We start from the raw sequence: 20,255 nt of genomic DNA on the forward strand, positions 1-20,255 counted from the left end.
GTGCAGAATTTTGGGATCCGCTAATGCTTTCGCTGGAGGTAGCTTTCGTATCAGGCTTAGCTGTGCTCGCGGCTGGCATTTTTCTCGGAAGGCTGATGGCGAACCAGTCCTTCAAAGGAAAAACCTTCATTGAAACGCTGTTTCTACTGCCGCTCGTCCTGCCGCCAACCGTAACGGGGTTTCTGCTGATTGTGATCTTCGGCAGAAACAGCCCCGCAGGCCAATGGGTGGAATGGGTGTTTCATCAGTCCGTTATGTTTACGTGGTGGGCGGCCGTCATCGCATCAGCAGTCGTCGCCTTCCCGCTTATGTATCAGTCAGCCAAAACCGGATTTGAAGCGATTGATGAAGAAATCACCGGAGCCGCCAAAGTCGACGGAGCAAATAGCAGGCAACTATTCCTGTTCATCTCGATCCCCCTCGCGTTAAAAGCCATCATCACCGGAGCCATCCTCAGCTTCGCCAGGGCACTCGGCGAGTTCGGGGCGACCCTGATGTTTGCAGGCAACATCCCCGGCAAAACCCAAACCGCCCCCACAGCCATCTATATCGCCCTCGACTCCGGAAACATGCAGCTCGCCTGGCTCCTCGTCGCCAGCATGATCGGCATCTCGTTTCTCATGCTGCTGGCTGTGAGCAGGATAAGGGGATAGACGCGGGATTCGGGTGAGCGGATTAAGAGGTGAAGGCCAGTGGCCGGGATATATGATTAGGGGATGACTGTTTGATTCAGGGGGCATGGACCGGCTGGCGGCGCCGCATCCTGATTCGGAGTTCATAGGTGGGGCGCGAAGTTCTCGATTCAGAGTTAAAAGGCCGGCTGGCGGGGCACGGGAGCCAGGTCCTCTTTAATTAAGGCTCTTTTCGTAAAGATTGTTGCTTTCAATAATACAAGGATAAATTTACTTTTTATGGTACTATTGTTATAGGAGATACCCAGCTAAAGAATAGGGATATCGAAATTTCTAATCGAGTAAATGAGGTGCAGTTCTATGGAATTTAAGATAGAAAAATTAAAGGGTTTTAGCCCCCAAATAGGTCATCTTGTCTCACAAATGAACTATGCTAGAAAAACAACTTTAGAAGCTGTATTTGGCTTAACTACTGCCGAATTAGATTATTTACCTAGCAAGGAAAGTAATAGTATCGGTTCCCTTTTATTACATATGGCTGCTGTTGAAAAAGGGTTTCAAATAGAGATTTTTGATGGAAGGAAACCGAATGAGCAAGAGATGGAGGAATGGGGTGCACCATACAGTCTAGGAGATAAAGGAAGAGCACATATCAAAGGACGTCCCTTAGAGTTTTATTTAGCCAAACTAGAAGAAGTGAGAAGCAGAACCTTAAGAGAGTTTGCTAATCTAGATGATGATTGGTTGTATGAAAACAGAATATGGGATAACCACCCATCTAATAACTATTTCATCTGGTTTCACGTATTTGAAGATGAAATTAACCATAGAGGTCAAATAAGAATTATTAGAAAAATGTTGTCTCAGAATTAAAGGATTTGCTGTCCTAAACTGAATAACAATTAGAGCCGTTCCCAAAAGAATGGCTTTTTTTTATATCTCCCGTAAGAAATTCACTGTAATACTATTAGAGTTTTGACAAGAACTGAGGAGCATTTGGTTTATCTGCTCTTTTTCCGCCAACTTCTTACTTTGCTGAAGGAAACTGAACCAGTAGAGGTAGTTGTCCAAATACTTCGTTGCCACTCCTTGGAACCTACCCATCCATCCCTTTAATCGTTTATGGTAGTTGTTCACGTTTTGCAGATGGTAGATGCCTTTTTTGACATATCCCTCTTTGCTCAGATTGATGGGTTCGTGTTTCAGTGCCTTGATGAGAGCGAATTTCTTGTAGTTCGTGGCTGTATCTGTGCACAACAAAGAAGACGGGTCAATATAACTTCCAATAACCGCGTCAATCTCTTCAGCTCTTACTCGACCAGTTCCAGCCTTCTGAGCAATGACTTGCCCACCTCGGTCCTGAGCGACCACAACAGCAATCTTAAGATTACTAATCCCTCTCTTTTTATCTCTTCCTCCACGTTTCTTAGGCTTCCTGTCCAGAGTTCTCCGCCCCTTCAGAGACTCCTTAAAAAAGGTCTCATCACTTTCGATAATCCCTTTCAACATTTGATATCCCATTGAACGAAGAGCAAAAAGAATTTTATGCCTCCAGTAAAATGCAGTTGAGATATGTATTTTTAACCGTTTTGCGATTTTCGGTAAAGTGTATCCTTCCACCATCATTTGAAAGTATTTAGCCCACTTACCGAGATAACGTGTCCCCGAAATCGGTGTATTGGAGAGGTCATTAAAAGACTTTCCGCAGTCACGACAGAGATACCTTTGTCTATCTCTGTACTTGCCATTTCGTTTTACTTTCACACTTCCACAATGAATGCAGCCTAATCCCTCTTTAAAGCGGGTTTCTCTAATCGTTGTGAACGCATCTTTCATATCTGCATCATCATTATCGATGAAGTCTTCTTTTAAAAGGTTAAAAAGTTGGATTTGCTCGTCTTTAGTTAAGTCCGAAAAATGGGCATAGATGTCTTTCATCATAGAGAAACCGCCTCCTGAAAGAGTATTTTATCACCTCGTATAAGGATGGTCAAAATAGCAACAATCTATGCGAAAAGAGCCTTAATTAATTATAGAGTTTTCAGTCGGGACCACAGCCTGGAGCGATGCCTTCTTTTTTGTGATAAAACGGATTTCGGAGATAAAATCAAGGTTTCGCAGATATAATTTTATTTTCGTAGATATCTTTATGATTTCGAAGATATATTCCTGATTTCGAAGATAAAAAAATTTTTTCGAAGATATAAGCCTTCAGCTTGCTTTCAGCGGGCAAAATGGCTCCGGCATTCCGGTTTTGGAATGCTTTTTTTTGCACTCGAGTGGGTTTTGGGCCTTATTTACATACAAACATGGATTTGCTGACATCCAAATAGGCTCTTTTTGGCTTTTGCTGAGATTTTTGCAGAGGATTTGCATGTTTGGGATGTTTTTCAGGCAGCTCAAAATCATATATCGGCGATATTTCCAGTTTATCGGTCAAATTTTTCATATATCGATCAAGTTTTCCATATATCGGTCAGAATCGGAATATATTGGTCAAAATTTCAATATATCGACTTTTCGACAAAATCCGCCCCGCCCCCCCAGTTCTCCGTACAATCAAAAGTGGCACTTTCTTGTATTCCATGTCCCGGTACACAATCCAAAGCGTAAAAAAGAGCAGCCCCCAAGCTGCTCTCTTTCCTCAATCTTTAACCTTCAGCAATCTCAATGCATTTAAAATCACGATCAGTGCTGCTCCGGTGTCACTCAGTACAGCCATCCACAGTGTCAGGTAGCCCGGAAAAATCAGAGCGAGGGCGGCTGCTTTAATTAAAATGGAGAACCAGATGTTCTGTTTAATGATACGGAGTGCTTTTTTGCTCAGACTGATGGTGTGCGGGAGTTTATCCAGGTTGTCAGCCATCAGGACAATATCGGCGGTTTCCATGGCGGTATCTGTTCCGGCACCGCCCATCGCGATTCCGATATCAGCAGCGGCGAGGGCAGGTGCATCGTTGATTCCATCTCCAACCATGGCGGTAAGGTGGCCTTCCTGCTGCAGCTTTTGCACAGCTGTCACTTTGTCCTCTGGAAGCAGTTCGGCAAAATAACGGGTGACGTGTGCTTCACTGGCTATTTTTTTCGCTGTGCCTTCATTGTCGCCCGTCAGCATAATAGTCTCCCGGATTCCTTTTCCTGCTAAAGCACGGATGGCTGCAGCTGCTGAATCCCTGATGGTATCGGATACAGCGATGGAACCGAGGATTTTTTCCTCTGTTCCAATCCAGATCATGGTCTCGCCCTCTTCATCCGGTGCTTCTATAGAGACCTTTTTCCCTTCAAAAAGAGCTCTGTTCCCGGCAAAGTATACCATTCCATCTATTTCTCCCTGCACTCCTCTGCCGGCGATATTCCGGTGGTTTTCCGCAGTGAACCGGACAGCTCCTCTCTGCCTGGCAAACTCTGTGATCGACTTGGCTATTGGATGAGTGGAGTCATGCTCCAGTGCATAGGCGATGGCAAGCAGTTCGTCCTGTGTTCCCTCTTCCGCTTTTACGTGTGTTACGGCGGGGCGTCCTTCTGTCAGCGTTCCGGTTTTATCAAAAGCAATGGCGGTCAATGCGCCTGCTTTCTCAAGGAACGTTCCACCTTTTATTAAAATTCCATTCCGTGCAGCATTTCCGATGGCAGAAACGATTGCGACCGGCGTAGAGATGACGAGTGCACAAGGACATGCGATCACGAGCAATTCGAGTCCTTTGTAAAACCACTCTCCCCATGTTCCTAAGCTTAGAAGCGGCGGAAGTACCATGATGAGAAGGGCTAAAACAAACACAATCGGCGTATAGATGGCTGCAAATTTATCAATAAATGCTTCCGTGGGAGCTTTTTGCTCCTGCGCCTCTTCTACAAGATGAATAATTTTTGCAAGGGCTGTATCTTCAGAGTGTTTCGTAACCTTAATCTCGAGGGTTCCGTGTCCATTGATGGTTCCCGCGAAAACGGAATCTCCGGCAGCTTTGTCTATCGGTATGGACTCACCTGTGATCGGAGCCTGGTTGATGCTGGATGTCCCTTTTACAACTTCTCCGTCCAGCGGAATTTTGTCCCCGGGCTTTACTAAAATAATGGTCCCAGGTACTGCTTCGGCTGCCGCTTTTTTCACAAATTCTGTCCCGATTTTTACCCATGCCTCTGGCGGAGCAAGATCCATGAGCCCGCGGATGGACTTCCGGGTCTGTTCAATGGACTTATTCTGAAGGACGTTACCAAGGGCAAACAGCCAGACGACGGTCGCTCCCTCAAGCCATTCACCGATCAGGGCTGCGCCAATGGCAGCAGCAGACATGAGCACGTTCATATCGAGTGAGCGGCTTTTAATCGAATAGAAGGCTGCTTTTACCGGTTTCAGCCCGCTTATGACCATGGCGCCTGCATAAAACAGGATAGAGAAAGCGGCTGGGATGTCAAAATAAGTACCTGCAAAGCCCGCTGCAATGAGTAAACCAGACAAAATCAGCCACAGATGATCTTTTCTACCTGAGACTGGGTTTTCGCCCGCTTCCTCAAGCTCTGCTTTGAAACCGATTTTCGCTGTTTCTTTTATGATTTCCCCGGGGCTGTTCGTATGTTCCACTTTCATCTTCCCAGAAGCAAAGCTCACGCTCACCTTTTGGACGGCCGGCTGCAGCCCGAGGTGATTTTCTATGCTTTTCGCACAGCTTCCGCAGTCCATCCCGGTGACATGGTATGTCCGGGTATTGCCTTGAACAGCTTGTGCTTTGAAGCCAAGCTTCTCCACCTGATTTTCCACCGGCAAGAGAGCCGCTTCGTTAGCGGCAGTTACCTGCATCTTAGCGGTGCTGTAATTCACCTTAACATCCAGAATGTCCTTCATCTGCCCGATTCCCTTTTCCAGGGACCTTGCACAAGACGGACAATCCATCCTGTCCACGAGGTAAACCATCTTTTCCCCTGAAAATTCTCCGTTCATTCTGTCATCCTTATTGCTGCAGCAGTTATCTGACACGCCGTCTCACTCCTCTATTTGAACCCCGCACCGCTCAACGTCGTTTTCAATATCCGCAAGTACCGTATTAAACATCATCAGCAGCTCACGAATCTGATCATTTCGAATTCGATAAAGGGAATATCTCCCTTCCTGTCTTCCGGTAATAATTCCGCAGCCCTTCAGGCAGGCAAGGTGCTGGGAAATGTTCGACTGGTTTCCACTGATTTTTTCCGTGATCTGAGAGACCGTTTTCTCTCCATCCAGCAGTGCTTCCAGTATTTGAATCCGGGTTTTATCTGAAAATCCGCGAAGGAATTTCACTTTTGTATCCAGAGCGATTGTTTCCACTAAGATCCTCCTTATACATTAGTAAGGACTAATGTATATTATATTACCAGTGGCTAATATGTGTGTCAAAGAAATCCGGACTCCTCTAAGTCCGGATTTCAAAGTTGCTTATGTACGCGGTGCAAACAGCATGACCGAAACGCCGATTAGGCAAATTCCCGCTCCTGCCCAATCATAAAAATCAGGGGTTTTCCGGTCCACACCCCAGCCCCATAACACCGAAAGGACAATAAAAATCCCGCCATATGCTGCATAGACGCGCCCAAAGGAAGGAAACGTCTGAAACGCGGCAATAACCCCGTAAAGCGCCAGTGCAATCCCTCCTGCAATTCCCCAATACACCGGCTTTCCCTCTCTCATCGACAGCCAGATTAAATAGCCTCCCCCGATTTCCGCGAATCCTGCAAGAATAAATAGAACGAATGATATCAGCAATGGTTGCCCTCCCTGCTCTTTTCTCCCAGTATACAGGTCAAAATCTAACGGGGAAAGGACAGGATGATCGGTGTCTATCGAACGGAGACGGGTACTGCATTTAGGAAAATAGAAAAGAAGTCCGGCCTTGGGGTTCGCCCATCCAAAAAAATTTGGTATTCTTTTTATAACAAATAAAAGGAGGAAAAGAGTCATGGCAAAAAAATTCTTGATGTTTTGCATGTCCTTTTTAACCATCCTGGTGGTCGGAGCCTGTTCAAACGGAGATAGTGAAGAATCAGGGCATGGTGATATGGATCATTCGGAGATGAACCACTCCAGCTCAGGAGAAGTCCCTGACGGATTGCAGGAAGCTTCAGATCCAGCCTATAAAACAGGTGACAAGGCCGTCCTGAATACAGACCACATGGCCGGGATGAAAGGGGCGGAAGCCACAATCGCAGGTGCTTATGATACAACCGTTTATTCCGTCTCCTATACTCCAGAATCAGGAGGAGAAAAAGTAACGAACCATAAATGGGTCATTCATGAAGAAATACGAAGCGCAGGCGAGCAGCCTTTCAAGCCAGGAGAGGAAGTAACCTTAGAGGCAGACCATATGAAAGGAATGAAGGGTGCGGAAGCAGTCATCGATTCGGCAGAGCAAACCACTGTTTACATGGTAGATTACACTCCGGCTGGTGGCGGTGAAAAAGTAAAAAATCACAAATGGGTGACAGAGGATGAATTATCTCCTTAAATAAAACAAAAAAGAAGGGCAAACACCCTTCTTTTTCTCTGCATCTCTTACAAATACTTCCGATGCACGTTCTTCCCGTCATACGTGAACAGCACCCGTTTTCCTTCCAGCATGCTTTCCATGTGCACCGGGCGTCCCCATAGCTGGTGAACATACGGAAGCACTTTTTCCAGGTACTTAAGATCAAGTTCGATGTCCTCGTACCAGTGTTTTAAATACAGCTCGTTGTTTTTCATGTAGTCTCCGTCGTTCACGGTAAGGTAAGGGAAGCCCCCGTTCACTCGCATGCTGACGAGCTGGTCGCGGACACTTTTCCATTCCTTATCGACTACTTTGTAATCGCGGCCCTGCTTTTGAAAAAGATACATATCTTCACGGAGGACAAGATCCTTTGTTAAATAGTTGCGGATAAAGGAAATATCCGATTCGATCTCGCGCACCTCAAACATTTTTTCGCGGCCGGAGTTCGGCTTGACGCCGAGCTTTTTCATTTCCTCGGTCGGATTGTCATATCGTTCTTCGATGTCTTCAAAGATTTTAAGCCCAAGGTAATATGGATTGATGCTCGTTTTCGACGGAACGACAACGCCTGCATTCAGCTTTGCATATTCGATGGCTTCGCTTGAGGTGAGATCAAGCTCCCGCATGATCCGCTGGTGCCAGTAGGAGGCCCAGCCTTCGTTCATGATTTTCGTCTCCAGCTGCGGCCAGAAGTACAGCATTTCTTCCCGCATCATCGTCAGAATGTCCCGCTGCCATTCCTCCAGCTCACGGCTGTACTCTTCAATGAATAAGAGAAGGTCCTTTTCAGGAGAAGGAGGGAGATGCTTCTTCTTTTTCTTTTTTTCCTTTTTCTCCTTTTTGCCGTCCAGGTTCCATAAATCATCGTATGGACTGTTTTTAGCAGCGATCTCTTCTTCTTCATCATCCATGCTCCATGCAAGCTTCGGCCTCATCAGTGAAGGATCGATGTGTTCCTGAATCGCGAGCACCGCATCCAGAAAGTCCTCTACTTCTTTTCTTCCATACAGGATTTCATAATGCTTGACCCTTTCAGCCGTTGCTGCCATGCTCTCCACCATGTCCCGCTTTGTATTGCCGAAGCGGCAATTATTCTTGAAAAAATCACAGTGAGCGAGTACATGGGCGACAATCAGCTTGTTTTGAACGAGAGAATTTGTATCAAGCAGGAAGGCATAGCAAGGGTCCGAGTTGATGACGAGTTCGTAGATTTTACTGAGTCCGAGATCATAATGGATTTTCATTTTATGAAATTGTTTTCCATGGCTCCAATGAGAAAAACGGGTCGGCATCCCGTATGCACCAAACGTATAAATAATGTCCGCCGGACAGATTTCATAGCGCATCGGATAATAATCAAGCCCAAATCCATCAGCGATCTCACTTATTTGCTCGATCGCATATTGAAGGGATTCGTGTCTGGATCCATTCAATGGCTTTCCCCCTTAATTGCATCGTTATCTCAATGTATGAGCCCTCGGGGAAAAAAATGAAATCAGGTAAAGGTTTCCTTAACGCATAAATTTTTTTTTGGATCACTACCCCCATAAAAATTCACAAAACATTCACAAATGCGCTTGATTTGAGTCATTCTCAACCGATTCAGCACTTTATTGTGTTACTATAAAAATAAGATTCTAATGCGGAGTTGTATATATGAGACTAACAAATTATACCGACTACTCGCTGCGAGTCCTGATTTATCTGGCAGCGAAAGACCAGGAGAAGCTCTCCAACATTAAGGAAATCGCAGATGTATACGGAATTTCTAAAAACCATTTAATGAAAGTAACATACGAGCTTGGAAAAATGGGCATTCTCAGTACAACACGGGGCCGCAACGGCGGCATCAAGCTCGCTTTAGATCCTTCTGACATTAATATCGGATCGGTCGTCCGCAAGACTGAAGATGATTTCAACATGGTGGAATGCTTTGATCCTGTCGCAAACCAATGTGTCATTTCTCCGGTGTGCGGACTGCGCCACGTATTAAACAAAGCTCTTCAGTCCTACTTCCAGATCCTTGATGGCTACACCCTCGCTGACCTTGTAACGAATCAGCGCCAGCTTCAGGAACTGCTGCATCCGAATTAATGAACCGCCTGTTATAGCAGGCGGTTTTTTCAGTTTTCGGCAAACCCGGGGGTTGTTCTGCTGTTTTTTTGCATCTCCATATCATTTCGATTTGCCTCACCTGCCAAGGTGCCTCACTTCCTAAACCCATCCCATTCTTCTTCATTAAGCTCTAGTTGAATCGTGACGGCTGCTATTGCTCCACTTGAGGCTGCATATATAAGCTGATGAAATGTAGTGGATGCATCTCCTGCAGAAAATATCCCTTTTACATTTGTACGCCCCATTTGATCTGCTGCTATCGCAGCAAAAGGACCATCGTTCGTCATTTTACAGCCAAGAGACTCCGGGATTGAAGTGGCCTGGACGAGATTTGGGGTGAAGAAAATCCCCTCACATTCAATCGCTTCATCTGTACGCAGAGTAATCTTTTTTACAAAACCATTAACCGATTCAATGCATTTGATGGTGTCTTGGTTCGCCGGCACTTGGTGTTGCTCCAATTCCAGCAGCTGATCTGCTGTTAAAATATCCATACCATTGGTAAGCAGCGTTATATGCTTTGTCCATCCCGTGAGAACTTTCACTAAATGAAATACCTTTTCATTTGTCCCAATTACGCAAACCTTTTTATCTCTTAACTCCCATCCATCACAAAACGGGCAGACAAAGGCACTTGTGCCGTAAACTTCTGCAAGCCCCTCAATGTCCGGAACTACATCCTTCATCCCTGTAGCAAATAGGACTTTTCGGGAGCGGAAAGCATCTCCTGATCCTGTATGAACACGGAAATCCCCATCGACTCCTGTAACTCCGTCAACAATTCCGGACACAAATGAAACGGACGGATATTTTAAGATTTGTTCCTTTGCTGTTCTGCGAAACTCACTTGGTGAAATGCCATCCTGAGTCAGGAATCCGTGTGATTCCCTGGTTACTCTGTTTCTGGGCCTCTCTTCATCGATAACCAGAACTTTTCTCCTCGCCCGGCCGAGAACTAATGCAGCATTTAATCCCGCTGCACCGCCTCCTATAATCGTAACGTCCAAATTTTTATCAGACATCCTGACTAACCTCCTGTGTGTTTGTGCATGATTTTACTTACACTCTATAGCTTGATAGCGTTTTGATTGTGGCAGCCATTTAGATTCAGCAGCTCATTTCAGGGATTATGAGAATCTTGAAACCTCGAGGAGCTAAACTGGTGGAACGGTCAGGCAAAACGGCGTTGTCTTCTGCTCCTAATCACCAGCATTCGTCAGATTATAAATCGTAACTATTACGATTTAATGATAATGTAATTCCCGGAAAATGAAAAGTTTTATCTGCTGTATCCCAGAAAAAATGATTACGTGGTCCAAATTGGACGAGTCCCTTTAAGCGCTGATACCCGAATTTCAGAGATCAAATATAGATTTACTAAAAACAAATTCTCCCTTTTTAAAAACCCAGATTAAAATAATTATAATTAAATATTGACTATTATAACATTACCTATATAATAATAATTATAAATAAATCACTAGGGAGGATACATAATGACTGAAAATAACCGTCCAAATCTGACTACTAATCAAGGTGTGCCTGTCGGCGACAACCAGAATTCCAGAACTGCCGGCCAGCGCGGCCCGACACTCCTTGAGGACTATCATTTACTTGAAAAAATCGCCCACTTTGACCGCGAACGGATTCCCGAGCGGGTTGTTCACGCCCGAGGTGCAGGTGCACATGGAGTGTTTAAAACCGAAACGAGCATGTTCCCCTTCACCCGTGCTGATTTCCTGAGTGAAGAAGGAAGAGAAACTCCGGTATTCGTCCGCTTCTCCACCGTCATCCATTCAAAGGGATCACCGGAAACACTCCGGGACCCGCGCGGTTTTGCCGTTAAATTTTATACGAACGAAGGAAACTATGACCTAGTCGGAAACCATCTGCCTGTCTTTTTCATCAGAGACGCGATGAAATTTCCTGATATGGTTCATTCACTGAAGCCATCACCTGCTACGAATATACAGGATCCGGACCGCTACTGGGATTTCATGTCCTTAACACCGGAATCCACGAACATGATGACGTTCCTGTTCTCGGATTATGGAACGCCTGCCGATTACCGCCATATGGAAGGGTTCGGCGTACACACCTTTAAATGGGTTAACGCACAGGGCAATGTAGTCTACGTAAAATATCACTGGAAACCGGTTCAGGGAGTGAAAAACCTGACAGCTGAAGAAGCGGCAGAGATTCAAAAATCAGATTTCAATCATGCAACGAGAGATCTTTATGATGCGATTGAACGGGGCGAATTCCCGCAGTGGGAACTTTACGTTCAAATCATGCCGCTTGACGAATATGACAGCCTTGATTTTGATCCATGCGATCCGACAAAAACGTGGCCGGAGGATGAGTATCCGCTGCAGAAAGCCGGAACGATGACACTGAACCGCAACCCGGATAACTTTTTTGCGGAAGTCGAGCAATCGGCCTTCTCTCCAAGCGCACTCGTACCCGGAATTGAAGCTTCTGAAGACAAACTTCTTCAGGGCCGTCTGTTCTCTTACCCGGATACACAGCGTCACCGTCTCGGACCGAATTATATGCAGATTCCGGTAAACTGCCCTTATGCACCAGTCCGCAACAATCAGCGCGACGGTTTCATGCAGACAAATCAGCAGCCGTCTCCTGTTAACTACGAACCGACAAGGCATGCCGAAGCCCCTCAAGAATCACCTGCCTTCCGCGACAGTGTTCAGCCGCTGCCGTCCGGCTACATTACGAGGGAGAAAATCGAAAAGCCGAATGACTTTAAACAAGCCGGTGAAAAATACCGGAGCTATACGAAAGAAGAACAGGACAATCTGATCAAAAACCTTACAGATGATCTCCAGAGTGTCCATGAGCGTACGAAACTGCTGGCAATCTGCAATTTCTACCGCGCCGATGCCGAGTATGGCCAGCGCCTGGCGGATTCCCTCGGAATCGATATAAGCGCATATACAGCACAGCTAAGCAAAATGTAACCAGCTCATTTTCTCACTTTATTCTCATAAATGAAAAAGGAGCGGATCCTTCAGCAGATCCGCTCCTTTTTCAATTGGATTGATTGAATGGCACAGACAGGCTCTCCTGTACTTGCATATGCATAAGTATTACCTTCAAGGGAGGTGTGTATATGAGCTACAAAAAACCATACTTGTCCAAACATGTAGACGTTAACTCCAAAAGCGATGCAGACAGCTTCAGCAAAAGCTTCAACGAAAACGACAACGATAATAAATCCTACAGCGATGCAGACAGCAAAGCTTACAACAAAGCAAACAGCGACAGTAACAGCAAAGCTTACAACAAATCCGCATCAGAATCCGACAACGATACAGCCGTTAAAAGCCAGGCATCCATCCACAATAGCGGAAATTCTTACGTTAAAATTTACGTGAGCTCCGAAAGCGATGCCCACACGAAAGCAAAGCAAGACAACGACCAGGACCAATACAACAAGCAATACTCCAACCAGGAGTCCGACGGAGAAGGATTCTACAAACACTAATACACCTGCAGGCGGGCTGTTTTCTCGCCCGCTTGTGAATGTGAAGGGACTTTTTCGGCACGGAAAGAGTCGGGCTATGGCACGAATAAGTTCGGATTTGGCACGTAAATTCTGTTTGGCACGTTAATCTTTATTTCCGGCAGGTAAACCCGATGATTCGGCACGTATAGGTTCGGATTCGGCACGTGACCGCTCTGGTTTGGCACGTAAAATCTGTTTGGCACGTTGACCTTTGTTTCCGGCAGGTAAACCGGATGATTCGGCACGAAAAGTACCAGATTCGGCACGTAACTGTCCTGGTTTGGCACATAAATTCTGTTTGGCACGTTGATCTTTGTTTCCGGCAGGTAAACCGGATGATTCGGCACGGAAAGTACCGGGTTCGGCACGTGACTGCTCTGGTTTGGCACGTAAATTCTGTTTGGCACGGAAATAGTTTGCTCCAGGACAATTTCATTCAATCAAAAGAGGAGAATCAAAGTGGAAAAACCAAAAGATTTCAGACATGGAAAAAAATATCCCTCCGCAGGAGAGATCCATCAGCTTGCTTCCGTTAATCACAGCGGGAATTCAGATGTGGATGTAAATGTTGAGGTTGATACGATGCCGATTGCGTTTGCACTCATGTATAATATGTATGCGTCAAACCAGATGTCCAAGGAACAGTTTGATGAAGGCATCAAGAAATTACGGTCTTTTCACCGTCAAAACAAAAGCGGACGCCCTTCGAAGGACGTCTTGGATTCTGTTCCGTTTTTTCCAAACTAAAAGGGAGAGGAGCATCGCTTTCTGCCCTTCTCTACATACTTTTTTTGAGCGCATCGGACAGCTGGTCTGAAAAGTTTTCCGGATAGGTGTGCCCCAGTTCTCCGTATTCCAGCCAGTTGCATTGGATTTTCTGTTCATCGAGCTTTTTTTTCAATTTCTTAGTATCTTCATAAAAAGGATCATCCTTACCCGCAACGAGCCAGCCGCTTGTCCCGCTTTTCGCAGAAAGCTGTACTTCGTCTTCGCGGATGGCCGGTACCACTGCAAAAAACTCCTTTGTTTCTTCAAATTCCCCGTTCAGCACAAGCTTCAATGCGAGCTTCCCGCCTTGTGAATATCCTGCCAGAATGATTCGCTTAATGTCCGGAAAATTATTTTTGATTTTTTTCAGGACACCCGAAATTTCATCTGTGGCCCGTTCTTCGTCATCCCAGCAGAATGCTTCGTACCCGGCCATTTGAGATGATTGGGGAAAGGCAAACAAATAATTACGGATGGAGAGCTCGTTCATCCAATAAGGAATCGTATCCTCCATGTTCCCTCCTCTGCCATGCAAAACGACAATTGCTTCCTCCGGATCCTGTTTCCCGTGAAATTCGACCAGAGGAACTGCCTCCTTCTTCGCCTGCTCCCTGCGTTCTTCACATTCTTCCACAAGCTGCTGAAACGCTTTTTTATCACGGAGCGGATCAAGGTCGCTGTCGCCTTTCAACAAATCGGGATTCCACCAAAATCCTTTATCATAGGCCTTCTGGAGCGTTTCCATCGCGTCGCCCGTTTCATGGTTTATACATTGAAGGCAGGCTTTCCAGAAGCTGGTCTTGTGAAGTTTATTGGGATATTCCGATTCTGCTTTAAGTACAAGGGCATAGGCTTCGTCCCATTCTTTTTCCATAAACAAGGAAATCAGTTTTCTTTCTGTTTGGTAAAACATCTATTTCCGCCCCCTTTGTATGGTTGACTACTTTATACCACCGGAAAGAGGAGGAGAAACGTTTAAAGTTTTTTCACATGTGCTTTCTTCGGCTCACTTGTTTCCGGATTAACAGTCACTTCTACAATCAGGACAAGGGGGTTTTTATTTTTTCCGGCAGCCTCCACTCTGTAGTAATCAAGGGCTTCTTCCCCCGCTTCTCTCCGTCCCTTATAGGAGAAGGTGCGGATGGCAGCGCAGGGATAGCTTCCTTTTACAGCCTTAAGCACATATTGGCCTTCCTCCAGCTGCACTTCTTCATTTTGTAGATAGGCCATACCGGAATCCGCACAGAAAACGAAAAAAAGGAGCAGGGCAGCGAGCTTCAGCCAGTTCCGCGATTTCAAGAAAGATCCCTCCGCTTCGTTTGTTTCCATTATTGTGCCCCTGACCAATTAAAATAATCTTATCCTTCACAGTAACTCCCAGCCTGATTCAAACTGAAGAGGCAACTTTTCCCCTGCGGCCGCTCACGATTTTCGTACACATTAAGAAGGACTCCCAAATGAGGAGGAAGATCATCGTGAACATCGCGGACTATGACAAAGCATTATATTATACACACCGCTCCCAATGGGATAACCTGCTGATTTTAATGGTCAGAACCCAGGATGATTTTCTTTCCAAAAAGATTGAACATTTCCTTCATGCCTATAACTTTGACCATGATTACACGATGATTGAGCAGAATTTATATACGCTGCTCCGCTACATCGACCATGCTTCAGCACCGGACATTCAGGAAGAGGCTCTTCCTTTCACATAAAAAAGAAGGCTCTCCAAGCTTTAGCGGAGGCCTTCTTTTCTGATTTGTATTCCTGCTTTCGTATAAAGCTGCAGTTCATCCAATAATTCGTTGATCAGTCTGGCCGGTTCTTCAAGCAGCGTTTTTTCTTCCCTGTTGAAGCAATGCGGGTCCAGTACAAGCTGCTTAGGAATGGCATTGGCATATAGGGCTCTCATAATTGTCCTCATCTGGTTCAGCGTATTGATGCCCCCCTTGCCACCGCCTGCTACCGCTGTTAAAGCCACTGCTTTATGGGCAAAATAATCACTGCCCAGATAATCGAGCGCATTTTTTAACGCCCCTGATATGCCTCCATGGTATTCAGGCGAAATCATGACAAAACCATCTGCCTTCCTGGCTGCTTCTTTTAATTTTTTCACTTCAGGCAAATGGTTTTGCTCCTCTTCTCCTGAATAAACAGGTAAAACAAGATCAGATAAATCAATCAGCTCCATGCCGTCATTCAAAGATGCCAGGTAGTTTGCTGCAAGAGCAGACCTGCCTGTCTTCCGCGGTCCGCCGCTTAAAATCAGGATATTCATTTCCGTTCCTCCTAAGCTAATCCTTCTTTTACCGCAAGGAGTGCTGCCTGTGTCCGGTCAGCGACCTGCAGTTTTGGAAGGAGATTGGATACATGAGACTTCACCGTTTTTTCGGTAATGAACAAAGATGAAGCGATCTCTTTGTTGCTTTTTCCTTTTGCGATTTCCTTTAATACTTCAAGTTCTCTTGCAGTGAGTTCAGACAGGCGGCTTATCTTATTGCTTTTGCCTGAAAGATGGGCAAGTACATGGCCCGTAATTTTCGGATGGAGTTTGTTCTCGCCTTTCATTACATCCCGAATCGTTTGGGCGAGCTCTGCTGGTTCAACATCTTTCAGCTGATAACCGGATGCCCCCGCCTGGATTGCCGGTATGACATGATCCTGATCGGCGTAGCTTGTCAATATGACAATCTTCATTTCCGGATGCTTTGCCTTGATTGCTTTTGCAGCTTGAACACCATCCATTTCCGGCATGCTTAAATCCATAAGGATCAGGTCCGGATTAAGCTCAGAAGCTTTCTGAACAGCCTCAGCTCCGCTTGATGCCTCTCCTGTAATTTCCATATCCTTTTGCATGCCGAGAAAGAAGGCAAGCCCCCTTCTTACGACCGGATGATCATCCGCAATGAGTATGTTTATCATCTCTTGATTGCTCCCTTAACTGGTATACATACTTGAACAATCGTGCCTTTCCCTGGCTTGCTGCGGATAAGGAATGTTCCTCCAAGCCGGGCAGCCCGTTCCTTCATTCCTTTTAACCCAAGCGATCCAAGCTCTTCAGGATCATCAGTGGAGATAAAACCGCTGCCATGATCCTCAATCATCAGCTGCACGCTGTCAGCGGTTCGGGTTATCGTCAGCCGCGCCTGCTGCAGACCAGAATGCTTAACACAATTATTAAGAGCCTCCTGGCCGATCCTGAGCAGGGCTTCCTCCAATTTGGGCGGAAGATTTTGCACTCCTTCTGATACACATTCAAGTTCAAGCTGAAGCATCTCACCATATTGCTTGAGAGCACACATCAATCCTTTTTCAAGTCCGGCTGGCCTAAGCTGCCAGATCAGCTCCTTCATCTCATCAAGAGCCTTACCTGAGAGTTCCTGCATATAAAGAAGCATTTCCTTTAAATGAGGCTCCTCCACCATCTCTTTCATACCGCCAGCCGTAAGGGAAATCGAAAATAGAAGCTGGTTCACCGAATCATGCAAATCCTGGGCCAGCCTTCCCCGTTCAGCTTCCAGAGCAAGCCTCTGCCCGTCCTCTGCCAGCTGAATCCGCTTTATCGCAGACCCAATTTGAAGTGCCGTCGACTCAAGCAGGGCAAGCTCATCTTCAGAAAAATGAGTCTTCCCGGGTGCTGCCACATTCAGTACTCCGAACCTCTCCCCTCCGGCTGCCAAAGGAACCGTGGCGTGATGCGTAATTCCACCGGTATCCCCGTACTCATGCTCCTCTGAATCCTCTATCCGGCGGCAATTCAGGATATTAGCCGCCTGCTGAAGCCTGCCGGTCCGAAAACGGTCCATACACCAGCAGCTCTCCCCGCACATCGCTTTCTTATGATCAAAGGCCAATGCTTCCGGAAGGTGATAATCAGCAGCCAGCCGTTGATTCCCTTCAGCGTCTACAAGGAAAATCCAGCCGGTCTGCATATCCGCAAGCCCGATAAGCTCCTTTAGAACCTCCGGTAAAAGTGAAGCAAGTTCACTGCCCTGATTTAGCTTCTCCGCAATGGTCTTCAGCGTTTTCAATTCCCGTATTCTTCTCTCATCCTGCATCATCCAGTTCCGCTCCTTCTTACTACTCAGTATATCAGGTAACCCCTCCCAAATCTTACACGTGAAGAAGGATTTTCGAGTAAGACTTTAGATGGAGATGGCAGGGTAGCAAACGTGTAAGACTCGGTCAGCTTGATAGATGCAGGTGTATGAGCCGGGTCAGTCTCGTGACGGCGGTCAGTCTGGCTGATGGGACGGTGGAAAATGTGAGGGCCGGGTCAGTCCCGTATTGCTTTAACGCATCGGGGGACACAGACCCACTGCTGCAATCCCTTGTGCCACGGCACTTTGCAGGGCAGGTGCCGGAGCTTTAGTACGGCAGTGAATGTGGGGACTGGCACGGAAACGTTTACCTGACTTGCCAGCGAAAACGGGGATGGCACGGAAACCCTTTACCTGCCTGATTCCAATTGAATGTATAGAAATCAGCATCCATCACACCATAAGTGTATTCTTTGAATAAAGGAGGAACGACTTATGAAAATCAACAAATGGATGAGCCTTTCGGCCGCGTCTCTTCTCAGCCTTGGAATGCTTGCCGGCTGCAATGCCCCCAATGATGAAAAAGAGCCAGATCCGACAGAGGAACCGTCTGAGCAGAACGATGAAATGAACAAAAATGATGATAAAGACGAGCTGAAAGAAGAACAGGAAAACAAGTAAGCAAGGTATGATTCTCTGTTATGAAGGTTTTTTAGGGAGCTTGCTCTGACCCCACCTGCTTTAAAGCGGCGGGGGCACAAGCGGCTTCCCTTCAGCCTTTTGCTCTTAAGGCTTTTCAAGCGATGGGGGACGGAGGTTTAATGCTTTAGCGAAAGTGGGGTCAGTGCATCGCTCTGACCCCACTTGCTTTAAAGCGGCAGGGGCAACAAGCTTCATCCCTTGAAACCCTTGCTGTGACTGCATTATTAAAGGCAAGGGGACGGAGGTTTAGTACTTTAGCGAATGTGGGGTCAGAGCACGACCACCACCACCACCACCACCATCACCCCACCCAGTACTAAATCAAAAAACCACAAAAAACCCGGCATCCCCATATGCCGGGTCCCCCTTTTACTGCAGGAAATCACTTCGCCTGATGGCTGTAAATCCTTCGGCTGTGAGCGGGTTTCATTTATAGCCATTTACCGAAGTGATTTCTCCGGCAGACTATGGTCATTGTGATAGGTCCATTTTTTGCAGTTTCACCCATTTTGTTTTATGGAAAAGCTTGTAGCAGATCCATGTGCCGATGAAGATTGGCAGGCCTATGTAGGTGACAAGGATGCCATACCAGTCGATCGGCCCTCCGATAAAGGCCTGATAGTTTTGTCCAAGGATGATGAACAGGCAGAGTGTGCCGGCCATGATCGGTCCGAGCGGATACCATTTTGCCTTATAAGGCAGGTCTTCGAGACGATTTCCCTGAGCGAGGTAGCCTTTTCTGAACCGGTAATGGCTGACGGCAATTCCCATCCAGGCGATGAATCCGGTCAGTCCGGAGGCGTTCAGCAGCCAGAGGAAGACGGTTTCTTCGCTGTAAAGCGAACTCATGAAGGCAAGCATGCCGATCAATCCTGTCAGGAGCAGAGCAAAGATGGGAACTCCGTTTTTATTGATTCTGGTTAAGAAGGCGGGTGCCTTCTTTTCTTTTGCCATCACATACAGCATCCGGGTTGCAGCATATAGTCCTGAATTACCGGCGGACAGGACGGAGGTCAGGATGACGGCGTTCATGACGGATGCAGCAAAGGCGATTCCGGCCCTTTCGAACACAAGAGTGAAGGGGCTCATGGCCATGTTGGAAAGGCCGCCGCCCATCAGTCTTTCGTCAGTAAACGGAATGATCATGGCGATGACAAAAATGGCCAGCATATAAAACAGCAGGATTCTCCAGAAGATTTGTTTGACGGCGATCGGGATGTTTTTCTTCGGGTTGTCGCTTTCTCCGGCCACGATCCCGACGATTTCGGTTCCCTGGAAGGAGAAGCCGGCAATCATCATGATGCCGAGGACAGCGAGAATGCCGCCGTGGAAGGGTGCATCTCCAGCAGTGAAGCCGCTTAGCCCTGAGGTCTCTCCTGTGAGGATTCCGAAGATCATAAGAAGACCAGTAATGATAAAGACAACAATCGCTGCCACTTTAATCATGGCGAACCAGTATTCTGCTTCACCATATTTTTTGACCGGCATGAGATTCAGTCCGACGATCAGCAGTAAAAACAGCACATTCCACATGAGTGAAGATGAATCCGGCAGCCAGTATTTCATTAAGATAGCGGCAGCCGATGTTTCAACAGCAAGGGTGATGGCCCAGCTGAACCAGTAATTCCAGCCTAGCGCGAATCCAAGTGCGGGATCAGCGAATTTGGAAGCGTACGTACTGAACGATCCGGATACCGGCATGTAGGAAGCCATTTCTCCGAGACTCGTCATTAGCAGGTAGACCATCACTCCGATGATTGTATAAGCAAGCAGTGCTCCGCCCGGTCCTGCTGTATAGATCGAAGTGCCGCTCGCAAGAAACAGGCCGGTTCCAATGCTTCCTCCTATTGAAATCATCGTTAGATGCCTTGCTTTCAGTCCTCTTTGAAGCTCGTTTGCTGTACTTTTTTCCGGCATCACCACTGTGGCTGGCCGTGTTTTGATTACTGCTTCCTTCATTCATGTTCATCCCTTT

The 20,255-nt window shown here is 46.6% G+C and carries 22 protein-coding genes; 9 read left to right on the top strand and 13 right to left on the bottom strand.

Translation table 11 applies throughout. The annotated features are described in order from the left end of the window. The first annotated feature begins 23 nt into the window (after positions 1-23). A complete protein-coding gene (gene modB / locus GKZ89_RS08275) occupies positions 24-653 on the top strand; it encodes a molybdate ABC transporter permease subunit (RefSeq protein ID WP_155111943.1) in 630 nt (209 codons plus the stop codon). A gap of 339 nt (positions 654-992) precedes the next feature. Next, complete coding sequence (locus GKZ89_RS08280) at positions 993-1,505, top strand: DinB family protein (protein ID WP_155111944.1); 513 nt, start codon at positions 993-995, stop codon at positions 1,503-1,505. 60 nt (positions 1,506-1,565) lie between these two features. Here GKZ89_RS08280 and GKZ89_RS08285 read toward each other — a convergent pair whose 3' ends face one another. The 4 genes from GKZ89_RS08285 to GKZ89_RS08300 all read right to left on the bottom strand — a co-directional run bounded on the left by GKZ89_RS08285 (position 1,566) and on the right by GKZ89_RS08300 (position 6,369). Beyond that, positions 1,566-2,573 carry an IS1595 family transposase gene (locus GKZ89_RS08285; RefSeq protein WP_155111945.1) on the bottom strand — a complete coding sequence of 336 codons (1,008 nt, stop codon included), beginning with the start codon at positions 2,571-2,573 and terminating at the stop codon, positions 1,566-1,568. Positions 2,574-3,276: 703 nt separating this feature from the next. After that, positions 3,277-5,568, bottom strand: a complete 2,292-nt coding sequence (locus GKZ89_RS08290; RefSeq protein WP_155112057.1) for a heavy metal translocating P-type ATPase — start codon at positions 5,566-5,568, stop codon at positions 3,277-3,279. A gap of 42 nt (positions 5,569-5,610) precedes the next feature. After that, positions 5,611-5,934 carry a metalloregulator ArsR/SmtB family transcription factor gene (locus GKZ89_RS08295; protein ID WP_162356604.1) on the bottom strand — a complete coding sequence of 108 codons (324 nt, stop codon included), beginning with the start codon at positions 5,932-5,934 and terminating at the stop codon, positions 5,611-5,613. Positions 5,935-6,042: 108 nt separating this feature from the next. After that, positions 6,043-6,369 (bottom strand): YnfA family protein, encoded by a 327-nt coding sequence (locus GKZ89_RS08300; protein ID WP_155111946.1) that lies wholly within the window; start codon positions 6,367-6,369, stop codon positions 6,043-6,045. A 193-nt stretch (positions 6,370-6,562) separates the two neighbouring features. Here GKZ89_RS08300 and GKZ89_RS08305 point away from each other — a divergent pair, with 193 nt between their 5' ends. Next, entirely contained in the window at positions 6,563-7,108 is a 546-nt protein-coding gene (locus GKZ89_RS08305) for a YdhK family protein (RefSeq protein WP_155111947.1), read from the top strand. Between the two features lie 47 nt (positions 7,109-7,155). Here GKZ89_RS08305 and GKZ89_RS08310 read toward each other — a convergent pair whose 3' ends face one another. Then, entirely contained in the window at positions 7,156-8,562 is a 1,407-nt protein-coding gene (locus GKZ89_RS08310; protein WP_155111948.1) for a SpoVR family protein, read from the bottom strand. A 223-nt stretch (positions 8,563-8,785) separates the two neighbouring features. On the opposite strand from GKZ89_RS08310, the gene GKZ89_RS08315 reads away from it, so the two are divergent. Beyond that, positions 8,786-9,223, top strand: coding sequence for an RrF2 family transcriptional regulator (locus GKZ89_RS08315; RefSeq protein ID WP_155111949.1), 438 nt, complete (start codon positions 8,786-8,788; stop codon positions 9,221-9,223). 113 nt (positions 9,224-9,336) lie between these two features. Here the strand turns inward: GKZ89_RS08315 and GKZ89_RS08320 are convergent, their stop codons facing one another. Beyond that, a complete protein-coding gene (locus GKZ89_RS08320; RefSeq protein ID WP_155111950.1) occupies positions 9,337-10,266 on the bottom strand; it encodes an NAD(P)/FAD-dependent oxidoreductase in 930 nt (309 codons plus the stop codon). Between the two features lie 474 nt (positions 10,267-10,740). Here GKZ89_RS08320 and GKZ89_RS08325 point away from each other — a divergent pair, with 474 nt between their 5' ends. Beyond that, positions 10,741-12,219: a catalase gene (locus GKZ89_RS08325; protein WP_155111951.1), complete on the top strand. Its 1,479-nt coding sequence runs from the start codon at positions 10,741-10,743 to the stop codon at positions 12,217-12,219. A gap of 152 nt (positions 12,220-12,371) precedes the next feature. Further along, positions 12,372-12,746, top strand: a complete 375-nt coding sequence (locus GKZ89_RS08330) for a hypothetical protein (RefSeq protein ID WP_155111952.1) — start codon at positions 12,372-12,374, stop codon at positions 12,744-12,746. Positions 12,747-12,820: 74 nt separating this feature from the next. Here the strand turns inward: GKZ89_RS08330 and GKZ89_RS08335 are convergent, their stop codons facing one another. Continuing rightward, on the bottom strand, positions 12,821-13,174 hold the full coding sequence (locus GKZ89_RS08335; RefSeq protein WP_155111953.1) for a hypothetical protein: 354 nt from the start codon (positions 13,172-13,174) through the stop codon (positions 12,821-12,823). A gap of 52 nt (positions 13,175-13,226) precedes the next feature. Here GKZ89_RS08335 and GKZ89_RS08340 point away from each other — a divergent pair, with 52 nt between their 5' ends. Further along, positions 13,227-13,514: a hypothetical protein gene (locus tag GKZ89_RS08340; protein WP_155111954.1), complete on the top strand. Its 288-nt coding sequence runs from the start codon at positions 13,227-13,229 to the stop codon at positions 13,512-13,514. Positions 13,515-13,545: 31 nt separating this feature from the next. On the opposite strand, the gene GKZ89_RS08345 is transcribed toward GKZ89_RS08340, so the two are convergent. Both GKZ89_RS08345 and GKZ89_RS08350 read right to left on the bottom strand, forming a co-directional pair. Beyond that, positions 13,546-14,448 carry an alpha/beta hydrolase gene (locus GKZ89_RS08345; protein WP_155111955.1) on the bottom strand — a complete coding sequence of 301 codons (903 nt, stop codon included), beginning with the start codon at positions 14,446-14,448 and terminating at the stop codon, positions 13,546-13,548. Between the two features lie 62 nt (positions 14,449-14,510). Beyond that, positions 14,511-14,864 (bottom strand): DUF3889 domain-containing protein, encoded by a 354-nt coding sequence (locus GKZ89_RS08350; RefSeq protein WP_155111956.1) that lies wholly within the window; start codon positions 14,862-14,864, stop codon positions 14,511-14,513. A gap of 146 nt (positions 14,865-15,010) precedes the next feature. On the opposite strand from GKZ89_RS08350, the gene GKZ89_RS08355 reads away from it, so the two are divergent. Next, complete coding sequence (locus GKZ89_RS08355) at positions 15,011-15,253, top strand: YhdB family protein (RefSeq protein ID WP_162356622.1); 243 nt, start codon at positions 15,011-15,013, stop codon at positions 15,251-15,253. 20 nt (positions 15,254-15,273) lie between these two features. Here the strand turns inward: GKZ89_RS08355 and GKZ89_RS08360 are convergent, their stop codons facing one another. From GKZ89_RS08360 to GKZ89_RS08370, 3 genes are read right to left on the bottom strand one after another with little or no spacing between them, the layout of a single operon-like run. Next, the gene (locus GKZ89_RS08360; protein WP_155111958.1) at positions 15,274-15,816 is read right to left on the bottom strand and encodes an NADPH-dependent FMN reductase; all 543 of its coding nucleotides are present in this window, start codon (positions 15,814-15,816) and stop codon (positions 15,274-15,276) included. Between the two features lie 11 nt (positions 15,817-15,827). Beyond that, positions 15,828-16,460 (bottom strand): response regulator, encoded by a 633-nt coding sequence (locus GKZ89_RS08365; protein ID WP_155111959.1) that lies wholly within the window; start codon positions 16,458-16,460, stop codon positions 15,828-15,830. Then, positions 16,457-17,596, bottom strand: coding sequence for a GAF domain-containing sensor histidine kinase (locus GKZ89_RS08370; RefSeq protein WP_155112059.1), 1,140 nt, complete (start codon positions 17,594-17,596; stop codon positions 16,457-16,459). The genes GKZ89_RS08365 and GKZ89_RS08370 overlap by 4 nt, the downstream gene beginning before the upstream one ends. A gap of 477 nt (positions 17,597-18,073) precedes the next feature. Here GKZ89_RS08370 and GKZ89_RS08375 point away from each other — a divergent pair, with 477 nt between their 5' ends. Continuing rightward, positions 18,074-18,259: a hypothetical protein gene (locus tag GKZ89_RS08375; RefSeq protein ID WP_155111960.1), complete on the top strand. Its 186-nt coding sequence runs from the start codon at positions 18,074-18,076 to the stop codon at positions 18,257-18,259. 492 nt (positions 18,260-18,751) lie between these two features. Here GKZ89_RS08375 and GKZ89_RS08380 read toward each other — a convergent pair whose 3' ends face one another. Further along, on the bottom strand, positions 18,752-20,197 hold the full coding sequence (locus tag GKZ89_RS08380; RefSeq protein ID WP_155112060.1) for an amino acid permease: 1,446 nt from the start codon (positions 20,195-20,197) through the stop codon (positions 18,752-18,754). Positions 20,198-20,255 lie beyond the last annotated feature (58 nt).

The organism is Metabacillus mangrovi, from assembly GCF_009711125.1.
In the GTDB taxonomy this organism is placed as follows: Bacteria; Bacillota; Bacilli; order Bacillales; family Bacillaceae; genus Metabacillus_B; species Metabacillus_B mangrovi.

Bases quoted from the DNA above. Each gene is read 5' to 3' on its own strand.
- modB (WP_155111943.1), top strand. From the start codon at position 24: ATGCTTTCGCTGGAGGTAGCTTTCGTATCAGGCTTAGCTGTGCTCGCG.
- GKZ89_RS08280 (WP_155111944.1), top strand. From the start codon at position 993: ATGGAATTTAAGATAGAAAAATTAAAGGGTTTTAGCCCCCAAATAGGT.
- GKZ89_RS08285 (WP_155111945.1), bottom strand. From the start codon at position 2,573: ATGATGAAAGACATCTATGCCCATTTTTCGGACTTAACTAAAGACGAG.
- GKZ89_RS08290 (WP_155112057.1), bottom strand. From the start codon at position 5,568: ATGAACGGAGAATTTTCAGGGGAAAAGATGGTTTACCTCGTGGACAGG.
- GKZ89_RS08305 (WP_155111947.1), top strand. From the start codon at position 6,563: ATGGCAAAAAAATTCTTGATGTTTTGCATGTCCTTTTTAACCATCCTG.
- GKZ89_RS08315 (WP_155111949.1), top strand. From the start codon at position 8,786: ATGAGACTAACAAATTATACCGACTACTCGCTGCGAGTCCTGATTTAT.
- GKZ89_RS08320 (WP_155111950.1), bottom strand. From the start codon at position 10,266: ATGTCTGATAAAAATTTGGACGTTACGATTATAGGAGGCGGTGCAGCG.
- GKZ89_RS08325 (WP_155111951.1), top strand. From the start codon at position 10,741: ATGACTGAAAATAACCGTCCAAATCTGACTACTAATCAAGGTGTGCCT.
- GKZ89_RS08330 (WP_155111952.1), top strand. From the start codon at position 12,372: ATGAGCTACAAAAAACCATACTTGTCCAAACATGTAGACGTTAACTCC.
- GKZ89_RS08345 (WP_155111955.1), bottom strand. From the start codon at position 14,448: ATGTTTTACCAAACAGAAAGAAAACTGATTTCCTTGTTTATGGAAAAA.
- GKZ89_RS08350 (WP_155111956.1), bottom strand. From the start codon at position 14,864: ATGGAAACAAACGAAGCGGAGGGATCTTTCTTGAAATCGCGGAACTGG.
- GKZ89_RS08360 (WP_155111958.1), bottom strand. From the start codon at position 15,816: ATGAATATCCTGATTTTAAGCGGCGGACCGCGGAAGACAGGCAGGTCT.
- GKZ89_RS08365 (WP_155111959.1), bottom strand. From the start codon at position 16,460: ATGATAAACATACTCATTGCGGATGATCATCCGGTCGTAAGAAGGGGG.
- GKZ89_RS08370 (WP_155112059.1), bottom strand. From the start codon at position 17,596: ATGCAGGATGAGAGAAGAATACGGGAATTGAAAACGCTGAAGACCATT.
- GKZ89_RS08375 (WP_155111960.1), top strand. From the start codon at position 18,074: ATGAAAATCAACAAATGGATGAGCCTTTCGGCCGCGTCTCTTCTCAGC.
- GKZ89_RS08380 (WP_155112060.1), bottom strand. From the start codon at position 20,197: ATGCCGGAAAAAAGTACAGCAAACGAGCTTCAAAGAGGACTGAAAGCA.